The 19,108-nt window shown below is 51.4% G+C and carries 14 protein-coding genes; 11 read left to right on the top strand and 3 right to left on the bottom strand.

The annotated features are described in order from the left end of the window. Positions 1-131: 131 nt before the first annotated feature. The 10 genes from pilM (at position 132) to LKK83_RS07360 (ending at position 11,405) form a co-directional block, all read left to right on the top strand. Positions 132-1,244 (top strand): type IV pilus assembly protein PilM, encoded by a 1,113-nt coding sequence (gene pilM, locus LKK83_RS07405; protein WP_324630372.1) that lies wholly within the window; start codon positions 132-134, stop codon positions 1,242-1,244. A 1-nt stretch (position 1,245) separates the two neighbouring features. Next, entirely contained in the window at positions 1,246-2,055 is an 810-nt protein-coding gene (locus tag LKK83_RS07400) for a PilN domain-containing protein (RefSeq protein ID WP_324630371.1), read from the top strand. Further along, positions 2,052-2,891 (top strand): type 4a pilus biogenesis protein PilO, encoded by an 840-nt coding sequence (gene pilO / locus LKK83_RS07395; protein WP_324630370.1) that lies wholly within the window; start codon positions 2,052-2,054, stop codon positions 2,889-2,891. Before LKK83_RS07400 ends, pilO begins: the two co-directional genes overlap by 4 nt. Positions 2,892-3,024: 133 nt before the next feature. Next, complete coding sequence (locus tag LKK83_RS07390) at positions 3,025-5,379, top strand: AMIN domain-containing protein (RefSeq protein ID WP_324630369.1); 2,355 nt, start codon at positions 3,025-3,027, stop codon at positions 5,377-5,379. 431 nt (positions 5,380-5,810) lie between these two features. Beyond that, entirely contained in the window at positions 5,811-6,089 is a 279-nt protein-coding gene (locus LKK83_RS07385; protein ID WP_324630367.1) for an HU family DNA-binding protein, read from the top strand. A 22-nt stretch (positions 6,090-6,111) separates the two neighbouring features. Continuing rightward, positions 6,112-7,245 carry a threonine-phosphate decarboxylase CobD gene (gene cobD, locus LKK83_RS07380; RefSeq protein WP_324630366.1) on the top strand — a complete coding sequence of 378 codons (1,134 nt, stop codon included), beginning with the start codon at positions 6,112-6,114 and terminating at the stop codon, positions 7,243-7,245. After that, positions 7,242-8,642 carry a dihydrolipoyl dehydrogenase family protein gene (locus tag LKK83_RS07375; protein WP_324630365.1) on the top strand — a complete coding sequence of 467 codons (1,401 nt, stop codon included), beginning with the start codon at positions 7,242-7,244 and terminating at the stop codon, positions 8,640-8,642. Before cobD ends, LKK83_RS07375 begins: the two co-directional genes overlap by 4 nt. Positions 8,643-8,769: 127 nt before the next feature. Then, positions 8,770-10,704, top strand: a complete 1,935-nt coding sequence (locus LKK83_RS07370) for a carbamoyltransferase family protein (RefSeq protein WP_324630364.1) — start codon at positions 8,770-8,772, stop codon at positions 10,702-10,704. A 126-nt stretch (positions 10,705-10,830) separates the two neighbouring features. Next, positions 10,831-11,241 carry an SxtJ family membrane protein gene (locus tag LKK83_RS07365; protein WP_324630362.1) on the top strand — a complete coding sequence of 137 codons (411 nt, stop codon included), beginning with the start codon at positions 10,831-10,833 and terminating at the stop codon, positions 11,239-11,241. Beyond that, positions 11,241-11,405 (top strand): DUF5989 family protein, encoded by a 165-nt coding sequence (locus tag LKK83_RS07360; protein ID WP_324630361.1) that lies wholly within the window; start codon positions 11,241-11,243, stop codon positions 11,403-11,405. Before LKK83_RS07365 ends, LKK83_RS07360 begins: the two co-directional genes overlap by 1 nt. Before the next feature lie 318 nt (positions 11,406-11,723). Here LKK83_RS07360 and LKK83_RS07355 read toward each other — a convergent pair whose 3' ends face one another. After that, positions 11,724-12,926 (bottom strand): SGNH/GDSL hydrolase family protein, encoded by a 1,203-nt coding sequence (locus LKK83_RS07355; RefSeq protein WP_324630360.1) that lies wholly within the window; start codon positions 12,924-12,926, stop codon positions 11,724-11,726. Positions 12,927-13,035: 109 nt separating this feature from the next. After that, the gene (locus LKK83_RS07350) at positions 13,036-14,367 is read right to left on the bottom strand and encodes a hemolysin family protein (RefSeq protein WP_324630359.1); all 1,332 of its coding nucleotides are present in this window, start codon (positions 14,365-14,367) and stop codon (positions 13,036-13,038) included. A 280-nt stretch (positions 14,368-14,647) separates the two neighbouring features. Between LKK83_RS07350 and mfd the strand changes: the two genes are divergently transcribed. Then, positions 14,648-18,169 carry a transcription-repair coupling factor gene (mfd, locus tag LKK83_RS07345; protein WP_324630357.1) on the top strand — a complete coding sequence of 1,174 codons (3,522 nt, stop codon included), beginning with the start codon at positions 14,648-14,650 and terminating at the stop codon, positions 18,167-18,169. 146 nt (positions 18,170-18,315) lie between these two features. On the opposite strand, the gene LKK83_RS07340 is transcribed toward mfd, so the two are convergent. Then, positions 18,316-18,885, bottom strand: a complete 570-nt coding sequence (locus LKK83_RS07340) for a Uma2 family endonuclease (protein ID WP_324630356.1) — start codon at positions 18,883-18,885, stop codon at positions 18,316-18,318. Positions 18,886-19,108: the final 223 nt, after the last annotated feature.

The following is a 19,108-nucleotide window of genomic DNA, read 5'->3' as shown; positions in this document are numbered from 1 at the left end:
GGGAGAAGAGTTCCCAAGTCCCTTAGCTCAACCCAATAAATTGGACTGTTGCTAATATAGCCTTATAGGAAGGAAATAATCCTCCATTCCCCCCCGAATCCCTCACCCTTTCATTAAACTCGGATAAAGCCGTGGTTAACTTTTTTAAACGTCTGCTTTCTAAAAGCTCCAACGGACTTGGGCTAGAGATTGCTCCCGAAAGGCTAAATTTAGTGCAACTCAAACCTCAAGGGCCTACATATGAATTAGAAACCTATGCCACCGTAGAAGTCCCCGAAGGGGTCGTGGAAGAAGGTTTAATCGCCGATCCGCCAGAAATGGCGCTCTTGATTCAAGATTTGCTAGCGGAAAACAACATCAAAAGCAAGCGAGTCGCCACAGCGGTTCCCGCCCGGGAAGGAGTGATCCGGATTATTCCGGTACCCAAAGAACTCAACGAGGCCGAAATGCGCGAGTACATGAATCAGGAGGCGGGGCTGTACTTGCCATTTCCCAGAGAAGAAGCCGATGTGGACTATCAAAAACTGGGAGAATTCATGGATGAAGATGGCATCGAAAAAGTGCAAGTGCTGCTCGTTGCCACGCGAAAAGAAGTCACCGACACCTATATCAGCACCTTTCAGGAAGCCGGGTTAGGGATTGACATCCTGGAAATTTCCAGTTTTGCCTTATTGCGGACCATCCGCGAGCAACTGCTACAATTGCCGCCAGAAGAAGCCATCGTGCTGACCGACATTCAGTTTGACAGCACCGAGATTGCCATTGTGGTGGATGGGATTCCCCAGTTTTCGCGCACGATCCCGATCGGGACATTGCAAGTGCAAAGTGCCCTCGCCCAAGCGATGAATTTACCCCCCTCGAGAAATACAGACATGTTGCAAGGGATGACCATTCCTGCCAATCCCACCGAGAGTACGGGGTCGGGTACAATGGGGGGAGGAGGCAACCCCGGGACCGAGGCAATCGTAAAAGTGTTTTCCGAACTCGGGGACGAACTGCGGCGCTCGATTGATTTTTACGTGAATCAAAGCGAAGGATTAGAAGTCTCCCAGGTAATGCTGGCCGGTCCAGGTGCGGCGATCGGGGGATTAGATGAATTTTTCAATCAGCGTTTAAGCTTGCTGTGTACGGTAGTGGATCCAGTGGAAAATTTGTCTTTAGAAGTGGAAGAAGAAAGAATTCCCCTAGTGGAGCGCCCCGGATTGGGGGTGGTACTGGGGTTAGCCATGCGGGAGGCCAAATGAGATGTATAGTTTAGAAATTAATTTTCTCAAAGATCGCGCCGATTATAAGCCGCCAAAACCTACCGCCAGTGGTGCGGCGATGCCCCCGATGCAGCAGACCACGGCATTGATTGCCGGGGTGGTAGTTGCATTTTTGGCCGTGGGTGGGGTCATGGGAACCTGGTTCGTGGTCAACGGGCAAAACGCGAAATTGCGCGACCAATTGGCAGCGGTGGATAGCGAATTGGGAGGTTTGGGAGCAAAAGAGCAAGAGGTGCAACAAATCGAAGCACAAATCCAGCAGCTACAGACTCAGACCACCTTTTTTGCCAATATTTTCAATACCTCGGTCAAACCGATGTCCGCCTTGATGCAAGACTTGCGCGATCGCTTGCCAGCAGGGGTGCAACTGTCTAACCTCACCCATCAGATAGAACAAGCCGAGTCAGACGCAGTAGATCCCACCTCGCCGTGGAGTATCGTGCAGCAAAATATGGAGATTGAGGGCTACGCGCGCTCCTTTGACGAAGTGAATGACTTCGTACTGACCCTGAAGCGATCGCCCTTCTTCAAAGACAGCGAAACCGAGTTAATCACCGCCCAGTTGGTAGATAATCCGATAGCTGTCGAATGCGATCCTCAATTCGCCCAGCAGAGTGCCACCTGCCCCCCCACAGAATTTCAACTGCCCAAAGTCGTGGAATACACGATTGAGACAACCGTTAGCAATGTGAATGCCGCTGAAATCCTCGCCGATCTCAAACGCACGCAAGCTGAGGGACTGACAACTCGAATCAATGCACTGGAACAACAGGGGGTAATTAAACCATGACAGTCAGTGAAGAATTTATCCCAATGGAGGAAGAGCAGGAGGCTGCACCACCACCTCCCGGGAGTTATAAAATTGGCAACTTTGTCATCACCCCGCAGATCCAAGGAATACTGGTGGCGGTGGTGGGAGTGGCGATCGCCGGGGCAGTAGGCTGGCAACTGCTATTGCCCGCCTTGCAAGAACGCGATCGGCTCGAAACAGAGATTGCCCAAAAAGAAGCAGAGATTATCCAAAAAAGAACCCGCATCAGCAAGCTCGACGAAGCCAAAGCACAACTGGCTCAGGTAGAACAGCAAAAAGAAAATGTTTTGGGGCTGTTTGCACAAGGGGCAACCTTGGAAACCTTGCTGCTAGATGTGAACAAAATCGCCAAGCAAAGTGGAGCGAATCTCGAGTTATTTCAACCGATAGAAGAACCCGATAACGAGTGGATTTTTTCGGCTGAGGCACAAGCAGGCGCAGCAGCGCAGCAACCGCAGGAGGGAGAAAACGCCGCCGGAGGCACTTCCCCTGCCGGATTGAAGCTCTCCGAAGCGGTGAAAGGGCAAACCTTTGAAATCGAGTTGCAGGGGAACTATCAGGAGACCCAGCAGAGCTTGCGCCAACTGGAACGGTTGCAGCAAATGGTGATGGTGGGCGAATTCAGCGCCGAACTCGATCGCGACAGTCAGAAGATTTTTGTCACGCCAGAGGGGAAAATTAGCGATCGCGCCAACCCCACCCTCAACACCAGCTTTAACCTGATCGCCGTGATGCCCTTACCCCCAGAGCAGTTAAAACAGCTTGCGGCCCCACCCCCGCCCCCAGAGGAGGAAGGAGAACAAGAAGGGCAATAACCCATCGCCGCAGCAGAGAAAAACCGCTATAAGTAGGTAGGCGAAACTCGTCCCGCAGCATTTTTGGATGCTGAGGGAGTAGAGTGGAGAAACAGTTCGTTCGGACTTGAATTGAGTACAGGGAGGAGGAACGGTGAAACAGCGTTACGCACTCAGTTGCCTATTCCGGGCCAGTGCCATCGCGATCGTGGCAGCAGCACCGGTATGGGCAGCGGCGACTCAAGTTACGGGAGTGAACGTGAATGCCAGTGGTGCTGGCATTCAGGTCTTGCTAGAAACCAACGGGGGCGATCGCCCCCAAGTCTTTACCGTCAATCGCGGCACCGATGTGGTGGCCGATATCGTCAACACCCAACTGCGCTTACCCGACGGTCAAAGCTTCCGCCAAAATAACCCCGCACCCGGAATTGCTTCGGTCGTCGTTACCCCATTAGATGCCAATAGCATCCGGGTGATCGTCAGCGGGAACGGTAGCGCCCCCGAGGTGCAAATCAACCAAGCCGCCGCTAACGGCATCAGCCTCACTTATGTGTCCGGAGCCGGGGGCGTAGCCACCGCCCCCGACGAGGGAAGAACGCCCGCCGTTCCTCCCGCACCACCACCGGCGATCGGGCAAGCAAATACCCCCCCAGCGCCCCCCAGCAGCCCCACGGCGCAACAGTCAGACGTGATGGTGCCCAATCCGCAAGTCAGCATCGACGGCGCACCCGCTCCGATTGTCAGACCCAACCAAGCCCCACCATTCTTACCGCGAGCCGTGGCACCCCCAGTGGGGGATATTGCCGTTTCCAATATTAATACCAACGGAACGGCCATCAATCTCGAAACCACCGAAGTTATTCCCCGGTTGGTCTTGCGCGATGCCCCGGTGCGCGATGTGTTGGCGCTGCTAGCACGCGCCGCCGGACTGAACCTAGCCTATGCCAGCGGTCAGCCCACCGATGACCAGCAAGCAGATGAAGGCGAGGAAGAACTCGAGATTTCCCTCGATATTGAAAACGAACCGGTTCAAGACGTTTTTAACTATATTCTGCGCCTGAGTGGCTTAGAAGCCAACCGCCAAGGAAACACGATTTTTGTGGGCACGCGACTGCCCGATGTGGCTCGCAATGTTGTCACACGCACTCTGCGCCTCAATCAACTGGATATCGTACAGACGTTGAACTTCCTGGTGTCCCAAGGGGCAGAGCGCAATGAAGTGCGAACCACTACCCAAACCGTGGTCACTGGCGAAGGCGCAACGGCTCAATCCTTTACCAATACCACCACCACGGTGGAATTAATTGCACCGGATACTCAAGAGGAGCCGTATGAAGGCATTGCTCCCTTGCCCTTAAAAGGGCTGTTAGTCTCTGGGGATCAGCGCACCAATTCCATTACCTTGGTCGGTCCGCCGGATAAAGTAGAACTCGCCAGTGCCTATTTGGCTCAGCTCGATGTTCGCAAACGCCAAGTAGCGGTCAATGTGAAGATTATTGACGTCAATCTCAGCAACACGGACGATTTCGGCACGAGCTTTTCGTTTGGAATTAATGACAGTTTCTTTGTCAACGATAATGGCGCGGCGGCGGTGAACTTTGGGGATTTCACCCCGGCGAATCGCGCCACGGTGACCGGCGGGTTGTTGGTGCCCCCAGTAATTACCAATCCGATTGAGGGAGACGTTCAATTCGATCGCCAGAATTTGATTCAAGTGCCCCTCACCGGCACCCGAGGCGGGGCACTGTTTTTGCGTCCCCTGCCCCCGGTGAGCGGAAACCCGCTTAATCCAAGGGTTGCAGAGTATGAAGTCTTTGAGGTGGATCCGGATACCGGCATCGTCACGGCGGGTGAGGCGACCTTTAGTCTGCCCACCCTGTTCCAATATCCTCGGAAGTTTCTGGCGCAATTACAGGCTCAGATTCAAAGTCGCAATGCCAAGATTCTCACCGATCCGACTTTGGTGGTGCAAGAAAACCAGGCAGCTAGCGTACAGCTTACCCAAGAGGTTCTCGAACGGGTGGATGTGACGTTTACGGACACCCCCTCAGGGCAAAGAGAAACCAGAGAACCGGTGTTAAGACCTGTGGGTTTAACCCTGAATCTGGAAGTGAATAAAATCGATGACAATGGTTTTGTGACCCTGACGTTAAATCCGGTGGTCAGTTCGCCCATCGGTCAAGAGGAAACCGGTTTGGGCGGATTCGTGACTCTGGTTCAGGAGCGATCGCTCAACTCGGGACAGCTTCGCCTGCGCGACGGTCAGACCTTAATCGTCTCGGGCATTATCCAGGATCAAGACCGGGTGACGGTAAGTAAGGTGCCGATTTTAGGCGATCTGCCGTTAATTGGTTCCTTATTTAGAAGCACGAATAAGGCGAACCAACGGGCAGAAGTGATCGTGCTGCTGACACCTCAGATTCTCGACGATACCGATCGCTCGAATTTTGGCTATAGTGGCTACGTTCCTGGTCGAGACGCGCAACAAATGTTAAATCAAGCTCAGTAATCTCCGCTTGCGCGATCGCCTCATTCAATTTCCTAAATCTGGATCCATTATCGGCCTTATTCCAGGTGAAATTCCTACGCCAACAAAACCCCTGTAGAGTTTCAAACAGGGGTTTTTTGCTGAGGACAAGGACTACAAACAGTGTCAAGTTGCTACATTTGTAAACATAAATTTCCGAAAAAGCTCCGTGGATCCATCGAGGGGAAATCTGAACGAAAACGAAAAAAATCCTCAAATCTATATAAATTAAAGGTTTCACCGATCCATAACGGGCTTGCAGAGATTAGAATGATGCAGTGAAAATACCAATCGGTGGGAGTTTCAGCGATTTAATCGCGCCCCTCCCCCCAATTGGGTTGGATCTGGGCCTCGAAATCGAGGGTAAAAGGATCCAATTTGTAGACAGTTGAAACTCTATCAGGAGTCTCAAAATGAACAAAGGTGAATTAGTAGACGCGATCGCAGAAACCGCGAACGTAACCAAAAAACAAGCCGATGCCGTGCTAACCGCAGCATTGGACACCATCATCGAAGCCGTTGCCTCTGGGGATAAAGTCACCCTAGTGGGCTTTGGCTCCTTTGAAGCTCGCGAGCGCAAAGCCCGCGAAGGACGCAACCCGAAAACCGGCGACAAAATGGAAATTCCGGCAACTAAGGTCCCTGCCTTCTCGGCGGGCAAGTTCTTTAAGGAACAGGTGGCTCCTAAATAAGGAGTTCCACCGAACTCGCGCCGTGAACCAACCGCAGCATGGGGGAAATTTAACGTGGGCAGCCGCAATCGTCGGCTGTCCCCCCTCGGCAATCCTGGATTTTTCGGCCAGTATCAGTCCGTTGGGGCCTCCCCCATCGGGCTTAACGGCCATTCAATCCCATCTCAACGATCTGCGAAGCTACCCCGACCCCAACTATCAGCAGTTGCGCTCGGTTTTGGGAGCAGCGCACGATCTGCCGCCAGAATGGATCCTGCCCGGTAACGGCGCGGCGGAGTTACTCACTTGGGCTGGGTGGGATTTATCCACCCTGTCCGGGACCTTCCTAATTACGCCCGCTTTCGGCGACTATCAACGCTGTCTGCGGGCAGTGAATGCTCAGGCGATCGCCTGCCCCTTAGACCTCACCGTTCCCAACCCACCCGGGCAACCCTTACCCCTCTCGCCCCAATCCACCCACCCCCCACGCGCCGAATGCGGATTATTGCTCAATAACCCGCACAATCCCACCGGCCAACTCTTTTCCCTCGAGGCGATCGCGCCCCACTTAGCCGAATTTCCCTTAGTAGTAGTGGATGAAGCCTTTATGGATTTTCTGCCACCGGGAGACCAACAAAGCGTAATCCATCTGGTACCAGACCATACCAACCTGGTAATTTTGCGATCGCTGACCAAGTTTTACAGCCTCCCGGGCCTGCGCCTGGGCTACGCGATCGCTCACCCCGATCGCCTGCAACGCTGGCAACAATGGCGCGACCCCTGGCCGGTAAACGTCCTCGCCGCCGCCGCCGGTGCCGCCGCCATCCGCGATACCGACTTCCAACAACAAACCTGGGCGTGGCTGCCCCCGGCGCGATCGCAACTGTTCGCCACCCTGGCACAACTCCCCGGCTTGCGCCCCTTTCCCAGCGCCGCCAACTTCTTACTCGTCCATTGCGACTTCAGCGTTTCTCAACTGCAACAGCACTTACTCAAACGCCACCGCATCCTAATCCGCGACTGTCTCAGCTTTCCCGAACTCGGCGATCGCTTCTTCCGCATCGCCATTCGCTTACCCGAAGACAACCAACGTCTGTGCGATGCCCTCGCCGATGTTTTGTCATCATCCCCTGACCATTTACCCCCACCAACACCACCTCAACCCAATAAACCGTGAGTTTTGATTACGATTTGGTGGTGATTGGCGGCACCCGGGCCGGGATTTCTGCCGCGATCGCCGCCGCCAACCTAAACGCCAGAGTCGCTTTCGTCTATCCCGCTGACGAAGCGCTCCCCGGAGACCTCCCTCCCTCATCCTTGCTCCCGCCCGCCTTCGACGCGCAACCGATTTCCGCCAACCCACCCTCCCTGGCGGCTGCCCTAACCTGGGCAAACGGCGTCCGGGACACTCTCGCCGCCACCCATTCTCCCGCCGTCCTTGCTTCCCTCGGCATCGATGCGATCGCCGGTATGGGCCAATTTACTCCCTTACCACAACTTACCTTTAATGTCAATACCCGCCGCTTGATTGCTCGCCGATATTTGCTGGCAGTGGGGTCGCGATCGGCTATTCCCGACATTCCCGGATTACACCGCACCGGATATCTAACCTGGGAAACCCTCCCTCAGCTCACGGACAACGCCCTCCCCCAAACCGCGATCGCGATCGGCAGCGACCCCAGTGCCATCGAACTAACCCAAATCTTACTCCGACTGGGCATCCGCGTTACCCTAATTGTTCCCACATCCAGCATTTTACCCGAAGAAGACCCGGAAGTGGCACAACTCATCCAAGCGCAACTGGAAACCCAAGGAGTGCGGGTCATCACCAACAGCCCCGTTACCCAAGTCAAACCTCTGGAAGGACAAAAGTGGGTGCAAGCGGGAGATAAAGCGATCGCCGGGGACAAACTCTTCATCGCCTGTGGTTTCCACTCCCAAATCGACTCCTTAAACCTCGAAACCCTGGGCGTAAAATTTCGCCCCACTTCCCTGGGCAAAAGGGTGCAGGTTAACCCAAAACTGCAAACCACCAATCGGAACATTTACGCCTGTGGCAACCTCGCCGGCGGCTATCCCCTGCTCAACATTGCCGAATACGAAGCCCAAATCGCCGTAAAAAATGCCCTATTTTGGCCGACTCGCACCGTGGATTATCGTGGCATTCCCTGGTCCTTCAATACCTTGCCCCCCCTCGCCCGCGTCGGCTTCACTGAAGCGCAAGCCAAACGCCGCTATCCAGACGTAATCATCTTGCGACAATATCCAAAAAACACTCTATCCGCCCAATTACACGGAGAAATCATCGGCTTGTGCAAACTGGTCGTGCGTCGCAACGGCGAACTTCTCGGTGCCCATCTCGTCGGATCCCACGCCAGGGAATTAATTCATCCCTTTGCCCTCGCTATCCAAACCAAAACCAAGATTCAGGCGATCGCCTCCCTCTCCCCCATCTGCCCCAGTCGGTCTGAAATTATCGCCCAAACCGCCCAACTATGGCAACAACAGCGCTTCCAACGCAATTCCCTATGGCAAACACTCCTAGAAGCCTTTTTCAACGGGCGGCGCTTTTAAGGCATGGCGGAAATCGCCCCTCACCCTTAACAATTCCGGATTCCCCCGCAAAAGATGAAAAGCATGTAATATCTATTCCAAAGCAATACTCCTTCGATAGACCCCATCATTGCACAATATAAGCGAGATGAACATCCTCGGTATTTCCGCGTATTATCACGACAGTGCCGCCGCTTTAGTGATGGATGGCGAGATTATCGCCGCCGCACAGGAAGAGCGGTTTTCCCGCAAAAAGCACGATGCTCGATTTCCCGCCCATGCGATCGCCTATTGCCTGCGAGAAGCCCACCTTACCTTGCGCCAACTCGACGCGATCGTATTTTACGACAAACCTTTAATCAAATTCGAGCGACTGCTGGAAACCTACTTATCCTACACCCCTAGAGGATTTCGTTCGTTTATCGCCGCCATGCCCATTTGGCTGAAAGAAAAACTCTATCTCAAAACCATCCTCAAACAAGAACTCGCCTTCCTCGCCGAGTGCAAAACCGCCGAGTTGCCGAAATTACTCTTTACCGAACACCACCAATCTCACGCCGCCAGTGCCTTTTTCCCCAGTCCTTTCCCCCGCGCTGCCGTCATGTGTCTCGATGGCGTCGGCGAATGGGCTACCTCTTCCGTCTGGTGGGGGGAAGACAACCAACTCACCCCGCAATGGGAAATCGATTTTCCCCACTCCTTGGGCCTGCTTTATTCCGCCTTTACCTATTATACAGGATTTAAAGTCAATTCGGGAGAATATAAATTGATGGGGTTAGCCCCTTATGGAGAACCGCGATATATAGATAAAATCCTCACTCATTTGATCGACCTGCGAGATGATGGCACTTTCCGGTTGAATATGGACTATTTCAACTACGCCACCGGCTTAACCATGACCAATCGCAAGTTCGATCGCCTGTTTGGCGGACCGCCGCGCAAACCGGAAAGCAAACTGACTCAGCGCGAAATGGATATCGCCAGTTCGATTCAGTACGTCACCGAGGAAGTGGTCCTGCGTCTGGCGAAGACAGTAAAAAAAGAGTTAAATGCCGAGTATCTCTGTTTGGCGGGAGGAGTCGCCCTCAATTGCGTCGCCAATGGCCGCATTTTGCGCGAAGCGGGATTTCAGGATATCTGGATTCAGCCGGCAGCAGGGGACGCAGGCGGGGCCTTGGGGGCGGCGTTGGCGGTATGGTATCAGTATTGCGAACAACCCCGGGTGGTGAGTCGGGAGTCTCGCGCAGCCGGAGAAAATTTGGCCGCCCTACAGCAGGTGGAAGGGACAAATGCGGTGGTGGTGAATGAAAAACCCAGCCGATTGACGGTACGCGATAGCATGAAAGGGGCGTATCTCGGACCGCAGTTTGGGGATACGGAAATTATGCAGTATTTGGATGCGCTACAGGCGCGCTATTATCGGTTGTCTGATGCGGAATTGATGCCGAAGGTGGCGGAGATTTTGGCCGCAGAACATGTGGTGGGATGGTTTCAAGGGCGGATGGAATTTGGCCCTCGGGCGTTGGGGGGGCGATCGATTATCGGCGATCCGCGCAGTGCGAAAATGCAGTCGGTGATGAATTTGAAGATTAAATATCGCGAGTCGTTTCGTCCGTTTGCGCCGTCGGTGTTGAGCGATCGCGTTTCGGATTATTTTGAAATCGACTCGGCAAGTCCTTATATGTTGTTGGTGGCATCGATAAAGGAAAATCTGCGAATCCCGATGACGGCAGAACAACAGCAATTGTTTGGGATTGAGAAGTTAAATGTGCCGCGATCGCAAATTCCGGCAGTCACTCATGTGGACTACTCCGCCCGCATCCAAACCGTTCACCGCGAAACCAATCCCCGCTACTATGAATTAATCCGTCAGTTTGCAGCAAAAACCGGCTGTGCGGTTCTGGTCAATACTTCGTTTAACGTGCGCGGCGAACCGATTGTCTGCACCCCGGAAGATGCCTATCGCTGCTTTATGCGAACCGAAATGGATTATCTGGTTATCGAGAATTTCTTGCTGGCGAAAACGGAACAGATTCCCTGGAAAAAAGATAAATCTTGGCAGCAAGAATTCGAGTTAGATTAACGGGGAATTGTTGCTAGCTTGTTAGCGCCTTTCCCAAGTCTATGCTTTCCCCGGACAGGGCACTCCCCTGTCCCTACAGTATAATGCGTTTTGACATACAATCTTAGTCCTGGCGAAAAACGAACCATGAACCATTCTATCCCCAAACTGGATAAAAAAGGACTGCGCGAATTTGGACTGGTGACGGGGGCAATTTTTGCCCTGTTGTTTGGGATATTGATTCCCTGGATTCGCAGTCACGGTTGGCCCATTTGGCCCTGGATTGTGGCGGCGGTGTTGTGGGGGTGGGCGTTAGTTGCCCCGATGACGCTCGATCCGATTTATAAAGTTTGGATGAGATTTGGACTGGTCCTCGGGGCAATTAATACGCGCATTTTGCTGGGCATTGTTTTTTATGCGTTAATGATGCCGATGGGTGCGATAATGCGGTGGGCTTTTAAAAAAGATCCGATGGCGCGAAAGTTAGACCATCACATGGAAAGCTATCGGGTACCGAGTACCGTTAGAAGTCGAGAAAGCATGGAGAAACCGTTCTAATGTTTGAGGCAACTTGGGATTTTTTAAAGGATTTGTGGGGGTTTTTGCGGGAGAGAAAAAAATATTGGATGGCCCCTTTGATTATTACGTTGGTGTTGTTGGGAGCGGTAATTGTACTGACTCAAGCATCGGCGATCGCACCGTTTATTTATACCTTATTCTAGTCTAAAGGCTGTCATTCTACTCCGGTATCCCAGAGATGCACTCCCCTGCGTCTCTGGGTTTGTTTTTTCCGCCTCTATTTCTCAAGAAAAGGCATCCCGAAAGCGTCAAAATATGCGCGTAATCTACCGTTTGGGAAAAATTTATGCCCAAGGTAATTTCCTGTGCTTTATGCCTTGAAAACCTAAAAAATATAGTAGTTTTCACAAAGCAAATGAGGAAAAAATTGCCTATAAAAAAGGGAAGTTTTTTCCTACAGGCGGTGGTTTTAAAGGGTTAAAAAATTGTTAGCAGATTGCAAATTGCTTCAATTTTACCGACTACAACCCCGCTTCTTTTTCGACAACGGGGACGAGATTTTTAAATAGAATCTCGGCGGCGAGTTGATTTCCCGCGCGATTCCAATGAGTATCGTTTTTGATATAAAGCGGTTGGGTTTTTTGCTCTACTTTAAATTCATCCAGCAAATCGATATAAGGAATACCTTTTTTGTCGAGATACTCTTTTAATATTTTTTGCGCTAGCAATAAATCGTAGTCGTCGCGGTTTAAGTCGTTATATTCAAAGAGTTTTTTAGCCAAGTTTTCATCTACTTGAAAAGCTGCTGGATAAATAGCAACGATAAACTTTATAGTTTTTGATTCGAGTAACTCTGCCATTGCGTCGATACTTTCAAACACGAAATTAATTTCCTTTTTGAACTCATCTTCTGCATGTAAGTTTCGATTGTAAAAACTTAACATTTGGCTTTCCACGTTCAAATAGGTTTCTTCGGCAACTCCGGGAGGGTAATAAGCATCGGGAGTAGATGGCGGTGGAGTTGGTACGGGTGTGGCGGCGATCGCGGCGGGCATCAGGGGATTTGCCGATACCGACTTCGCCGCCTTCATTTGTTCCTGGAAGACTTTATATTTTTGCTGGATTAATAACAACAATCGCCACTGGGGAATAATCGGATATCCTAAAATTTTCAATTCCTCATTCTTTTTAATATCAAAATAAATATCGTTGACCACAATTCTTTTGCGCTTCGGGTCGGCATCAAAAAAATCGTTGCCGACAAAAAATCCCAAAACCACAATATCCGGCTGATATTGCAGTCCGTATTTTTCCAGGATTTTTAACTGTTCCCCAGTATGAGTCATCGGATAGCCGGCATTAATAACTTCTACTTTATTTTCGCCCCACTTTCGGGTAAAATGTCCATCCATGAGGGTGGTGTAGTTTTCGCCTAACCCGCCCACCCATCCAAAGGAATCGCCGAGAACTAATATACGGGTAATTCCGGAAGGTTTTTCTAACGGATAATCTTTATCGTTAAAACCGAATTGATTGGAACCATTGGTATGTGCTCTGACGCGAAATCCAATATCCGGGTCATATTGAAAGAACCCCTTAAACAAATAAGGTTCGAGCACTATCATTAAGATTTCCACACTCAATAAGGGGACAATGCCCCATAAAAAGGCAAACAGGAAGATTTTGGAGGCTTTTTTTTGCAAAGCAGGGGGAATTTTAGGCACGATCGCTCCTTTGGAATCAGTTAAAATAACATCGGTGGCGGGTGGCAGATAAGATGTCAGCCAAACGGGGACACTCGGGCGGCGAATATAATATTACCTTAATCGGGGTTTAGTCTTCGCGAGGGAGAAGGTCAGAATGAGGAAAGACTATCGGCGTCACCAATATTTTATCGACCCGATTGCCATCCATATCCATCACTTCGAAGCGCAAACTATTCCATTCAAAATGGTCAGCGGCGGTAGGGATGCGACCGAGATGAGTAATCACGAATCCGCCCAGGGTATGATAGTTCCCGCGTTGTTCGCCGGGTAATTCTGGCAGATCGAACAGTTGGCGAAATTTTTCTACAGAGACCATGCCATCCAATAACCAGGATCCATCCTCGCGCTGAACTGCTTGGGCATCTTCGGGTTGGTTTACCGAGGGAAGATCGCCGACGATCGCCTCTAAAATATCGTTAAGCGTCACCAAACCCTGAATCACTCCATATTCATCCACAGCTAAAGCAATATGAGTGCCGCTTTGTTTGAATAACTCCAAAACTTTCAGGGCCTTAGTATTTTCCGGGACGAACAGAGGTTGGCGGAGGGAGGCGGTCAAATCCAGGGGTTCCCCGCACAAACTGCTGGACAACAAATCGTTCACCTGGGCGACGCCGAGGACATTATCCAGGACATTTTGACACACAGGAAAGCGGGTGTGGGTGCTGTTGATAATTTTATGGCGGTTTTCGTCAGCGGAACTGTCCAAATTTAACCACACCACATCCGGGCGTGGGGTCATCAGGGAACTGACGCGGCGTTCGTCGAGGCGCAAAACGCGCTCAACCATTGCTTGTTCTTCTTCCTGGAAGGTACCTGCTTCGGTGCCTTGTTCGAGCAACAGCTTGATTTCTTCTTCAGTGACTTGGGGGTCTTCGGAGGGTTGAGCGCCCAGAATCCGCAGCACCAACTCCGTGGAAGCGCTCAACAGATGGATCACTGGTGCGCCAATACTCGATAGCATCCGCATGGGAACTGCAACCCGGGCGGCGATGCGTTCGGGATTATTCAATCCGAGACGTTTAGGGACCAGTTCCCCGAGGATGAGGGAGAGATAGGTAATGGTAACGACGACGAGCAATAAAGCGATCGCCCCACTGTAAGGCGAGATCGCCGGAAACTGTTGCAACTGTAGGCTCAGTTTTTCCGCCAACGTCGCCCCGCCAAAGGCACCGGCAAAAATGCCCACCAAGGTAATTCCCACCTGGACCGTGGATAAAAATCGATTCGGCGCATTGGCAAGTTCGAGGGCCACCTGAGCCTTGAGATTCCCTTGATTCGCCCATTGTTGGAGGCGGGCCTTGCGCGCCGAAACAATAGCAATTTCGGACATGGCAAATAGTCCATTGGCGAGAATCAACAGGAGAATGACTAAAATTTCAAAGCTAACAGAACTCATGTGTTGAAATTGCCCAAGATTTCGGCAAATAACGCGATCGCCCCAATTCTCATCCGATTATCCCCCCTGGCTCCTTGAAGTCCAACCGTGGCGATATTAGAGACGGTAGCATGTTTTGCGGGTCAGGGGTAAGCCAACGTCAGAATTGAGGATTTCGTTAGATTTGCAAGCTTCCCCGCTCATCTGAGTTCATCTGAGTTCGCGGGCTTCCTCTAAAATAAAATTAGGTCCACATCCTGATATGTTGCACAATAGAAAGATTTAGCGGTTTCGACAACCAATGGCCTTTTCTTCAGTTATTCGGACACTCGGGCGATCGCAGCTCACCCACGAACTCTTATCCAAACTGGATCGACACCATTGCATTCAGCTTAATGGCATCGGGCGCTTCCCCAAGGGATTAATCGCATCTACCCTCACTGAGACACAACAGCGTAACCTATTTGTAGTCACAGCAACTCTAGAAGAAGCGGGTCGCTGGGCGGCGCAACTGGAAACAATGGGTTGGCAGACGGTGCATTTTTACCCTACCTCGGAAGCATCTCCCTACGAATCCTTCGACCCAGAAGCGGAAACCATTTGGGGTCAAATGCAGGTGCTCGCCGATTTGGTGCAAGGGGAACAGAATCTCGCTATTGTCGCCACAGAAAGAGCGCTGCAACCCCATCTCCCACCACCGGCAGTATTTCAACCCTACTGCGTTACCCTCACCCCGGGGATGAGTTGGAACTCGAAAACCCTGGACGAACAATTGGCGCGGATGGGATACGATCGCGTCTCCCTGGTGGAAACCGAAGGGCAATGGAGTCGGCGTGGCGATATCGTGGATGTGTTCCCCGTGGCGGCACAATTACCCGTGCGGTTAGACTGGTTTGGCGACGAACTGGAACAAATGCGCGAGTTCGATCCGGCGACCCAGCGTTCTTTAGATAACATCGAGCGCTTGGTTCTCACGCCTACTAGCTTCAGTCCGATTATTTTGGGGAATTTACCGGAAGCATTGGTAGAACAACAGTGGGGATTAGACCCGGATGCGGAACAAACTCAAGACTTAGAACCGCGATCGCTTCATCGCTTCCTCGGCGTGGCATTCGATCGTCCCGCCTCGTTACTGGATTTCTTGTCCCCAGATACCCTAATTGCCATTGACGAACCCGATCGCTGTGCGGGACATGGCGATCGCTGGGTAGAACATGTGGAGGTTCATTATTCCACTCTCCCCTCGGATTCCCCCCAACTACCCCTTATTCACCGCAGTTTTACCCAATGTCTCGCTACCGCTACCCAGTTCGATACGCTTTATTTATCCGAACTTGCTAGCGATACCCATCAAGGCATCGAGGGAGTATTAGACGGGTTGAAATCCACTTTCCCCGATTCCTCTCTGGCAAATCCGGCGGTGTTTAATTTGGATAGTCGTCCGGTACCAGTGATGGCGCATCAGTTCGCCAAACTGGCCCAACTGCTGCGCGCACAACGCGATCGCGGATTGACTCAGTTTCTCATTTCCGCACAACCGAGTCGGTCAGTTTCTCTGCTGCAAGAACATGATTGCCCCGCTCAATACATTCCCAATCCGCGCGATTATCGGGCGATCGAAAAGTTGCAAATTCAGCATGTCCCCGTGGCGCTTAAATACAGCGGATTAGCCGAACTCGAAGGCTTTATTATTCCGGTATTTCGGATTGCAATTATCACCGATCGCGAATTTTACGGGCAGCACTCTCTCGCCACTCCCACCTACGTTCGCAAGCGTCGCCGCGCAGTGTCGAAACAGGTGGATCCGAATAAACTGCGTCCGGGAGATTATGTGGTTCACCGCAATCACGGTATCGGCAGATTTACCAAGTTGGAAAAACTGCAAAACCGCGAATATTTAGTAGTAAAATATTCTGATGGAATTTTGCGCGTGCCGGTGGATCAACTGGATTCTCTCTCGCGCTTCCGCACCACCGGCGGGAAAAAGCCCCAACTGAACAAACTCACGGGCAAAACTTGGGAAAAAACCAAGAATAAAGTCCGCAAGTCAGTGAAAAAACTGGCGGTGGATTTACTCGAACTGTATGCGAAACGCTCGAAACAGCAGGGGTTTGTCTATCCGGCGGATATGCCTTGGCAAGAAGAAATGGAGGAGTCTTTCCCTTATCAACCGACGCCGGATCAGTTAAAGGCGACGCAAGATATTAAGCGGGATATGGAAAGCGATCGCCCGATGGATCGTCTGGTGTGTGGCGATGTGGGATTTGGCAAAACGGAAGTGGCAATTCGCGCTATTTTTAAAGCTATTACTGCCGGCAAACAAGTGGCGATGTTAGCGCCAACCACGATTTTAACCCAGCAGCATTACCACACGATTAAAGAACGGTTTGCTCCCTATCCGATTGAAGTGGGATTGCTCAATCGCTTCCGCACGCAACAAGAACGACGCGAAATTAAAAAACGCCTCGCTACTGGGGAATTAGATGTGGTAGTAGGGACTCACGCCCTGTTAGGAAAAACCGTAAAATTCCGCGAGTTGGGATTGCTGGTGGTGGATGAAGAACAGCGCTTTGGCGTGAATCAAAAGGAAAAAATTAAAGCGCTGAAAACTCAGGTGGATGTGCTGACTTTGACGGCGACGCCCATTCCTCGGACTCTATACATGTCCCTATCTGGTATTCGCGAGATGAGTTTGATTACTACCCCCCCGCCCTCCCGGCGTCCAATTCAAACCCACTTAGCGCCTCGCGATTGGGAAGCGGCGCGCACCGCAATTCGCCAAGAACTCGATCGCGGCGGACAGGTGTTTTATGTGGTTGCGCGCGTAGAAGGGATTGAGGAAATTGCCGGGAAACTGCGCGAAATGGTGCCTAACGCCCGGATTGCGATCGCTCACGGGCAAATGGAACCCTCGGAACTCGAAGCGATTACTATCGCTTTTAGTGCGGGGGAAGCAGATATCCTGGTCTGTACCACGATTATCGAATCCGGTTTGGATATTCCTCGGGTGAATACGATTGTGATCGAAGATGCTCACCGTTTCGGGTTGGGACAATTATATCAACTTCGCGGTCGCGTCGGACGGGCGGGGATTCAAGCTCATGCTTGGTTGTTTTATCCCCCGAATGGTACCTTGACCGATGAGGCGCAAAAACGCTTGCGGGCGATTAAGGAGTTTACCCAGTTGGGGTCGGGTTATCAGTTGGCAATGCGCGATATGGAAATTCGCGGCGTGGGGAATTTGTTGGGGGCGGAACAGTCGGGCCAAATGGATGCGATCGGGTTTGATTTGTATATGGAAATGCTGGAAGAATCGATTCGCGAAATTCGCGGTCAAGAAATTCCCCAGGTAGACGAAACTCAAGTGGATTTACATCTAACGGCTTTTGTCCCAGCGGATTATATCCCGGATTTAGACCAGAAGATGAGTGCTTATCGTTCCGTGGCGTCGGCGCTTTCTCGGGCAGAATTGGCGGAAATCGAAGCCGATTGGCGCGATCGTTACGGTCCGCTTCCCCCTCCCGCTAAACAACTGATCCGGATTATGGAACTGAAGCAAATTGCCAAAAAATTAGGCTTTTCTCGGATTAAACCGGAAGGACAACAACATGTGGTTCTCGAAACCCCAATGGAAGAACCCGCATGGAATTTGCTCAAGCAAAATTTACCCGCGAATTTGCAGGAAAAATTTGTCTATACTCCCGGAAAAGTTACGGTTCGTGGGTTGGGCGTTTGGCGCGCCGACCATCAGTTGGAATTTTTAATCGAGGGGTTGCGTAAAATGCAAGGCGCACTCCCAGAAACTGCGATCGCCCAGGGTTGATTCTCTCCCGCAAATGTAGGTGGGTACCGCCCACCGTCTCTTGAAAAATCCTCCTCCGGAGAATGGTAATTCACCACCTTGCTTATCAAGCAATCACCCTACGGTGGGCAGTACACACCCTACATTTAAACCTCCAATTCCCAATTTTATTCTTGTTCATCATCAAACACCGGCGTCCAAATTTCTCGGATGGGTAATTCCCACCCGGGAAACAATTCTGCAACCGTTAAAATATCTTCCTCTCCCAACACTATCGGTTCCCCACTGGCGCGATAAACCGTCACGGTTAATTCGTCTGGGTCGATAAGAATACCCACCTGCGCTCCTAATTCGAGGAAATTCTCTATTTTCTGTTTTAAAGCAGCAATTCGGTCGTTTTGGGATTTGATTTCGACTACCAAATCGGGAACTAATTCGGCAAAATAACGCACGCTTTGCTTCAGGCGAGAGGCGCGCACAAAGGAAACATCCGGGGCGGTTAGATTGCGATCGCTGACAATAAAACCCCCGGCAGAATCAAATACTCGCCCCAAACGGCCCGGGTAAACCCAATTACCAAGCAGTCGGCTGAAAATACCACCTATTTCGCTGGAAACAATATCTGACGGTCCCACAATCTGTATTTTCCCCTCTTTCAATTCTAATTGATAGGCTAAACCCGCTTCGGAGAGGGTGCTTTGCACGGTTTCTAAGTCTTTCACACTCATCATAGACATGAATTCAATCTCCTATTACGTCCGGGGTTAATTGTTTATTTTAGCTGATGTAAAGTGGGCATCTCTCACCCTAAATTCTTAGAGCTGGAAAAAACTTTACCGACAGCGCCAAAGTTATTTCGCCCCCAGCGCCCCGCCCCATCAGTGAAAAAAACTGTACCGCTAACCGGAATAGTTTTTTGGCCACCAGCGCCCTATCGGTGAAAAAAACTGTACCGCTAAC

Source organism: Phormidium sp. CCY1219, assembly GCF_035615515.1.
Classification (GTDB): domain Bacteria; phylum Cyanobacteriota; class Cyanobacteriia; order Cyanobacteriales; family Laspinemataceae; genus CCY1219.
Note: the sequence above shows the minus strand (reverse complement) of the source record. Positions and strands in the feature narration are given on the sequence as shown.

Excerpts from the sequence above, each read along its gene's own strand:
- LKK83_RS07400 (WP_324630371.1), top strand. The coding sequence starts at position 1,246 with ATGTATAGTTTAGAAATTAATTTTCTCAAAGATCGCGCCGATTATAAG.
- pilO (WP_324630370.1), top strand. The coding sequence starts at position 2,052 with ATGACAGTCAGTGAAGAATTTATCCCAATGGAGGAAGAGCAGGAGGCT.
- LKK83_RS07385 (WP_324630367.1), top strand. The coding sequence starts at position 5,811 with ATGAACAAAGGTGAATTAGTAGACGCGATCGCAGAAACCGCGAACGTA.
- LKK83_RS07370 (WP_324630364.1), top strand. The coding sequence starts at position 8,770 with ATGAACATCCTCGGTATTTCCGCGTATTATCACGACAGTGCCGCCGCT.
- LKK83_RS07365 (WP_324630362.1), top strand. The coding sequence starts at position 10,831 with ATGAACCATTCTATCCCCAAACTGGATAAAAAAGGACTGCGCGAATTT.
- LKK83_RS07360 (WP_324630361.1), top strand. The coding sequence starts at position 11,241 with ATGTTTGAGGCAACTTGGGATTTTTTAAAGGATTTGTGGGGGTTTTTG.
- LKK83_RS07350 (WP_324630359.1), bottom strand. The coding sequence starts at position 14,367 with ATGAGTTCTGTTAGCTTTGAAATTTTAGTCATTCTCCTGTTGATTCTC.
- mfd (WP_324630357.1), top strand. The coding sequence starts at position 14,648 with ATGGCCTTTTCTTCAGTTATTCGGACACTCGGGCGATCGCAGCTCACC.
- LKK83_RS07340 (WP_324630356.1), bottom strand. The coding sequence starts at position 18,885 with ATGTCTATGATGAGTGTGAAAGACTTAGAAACCGTGCAAAGCACCCTC.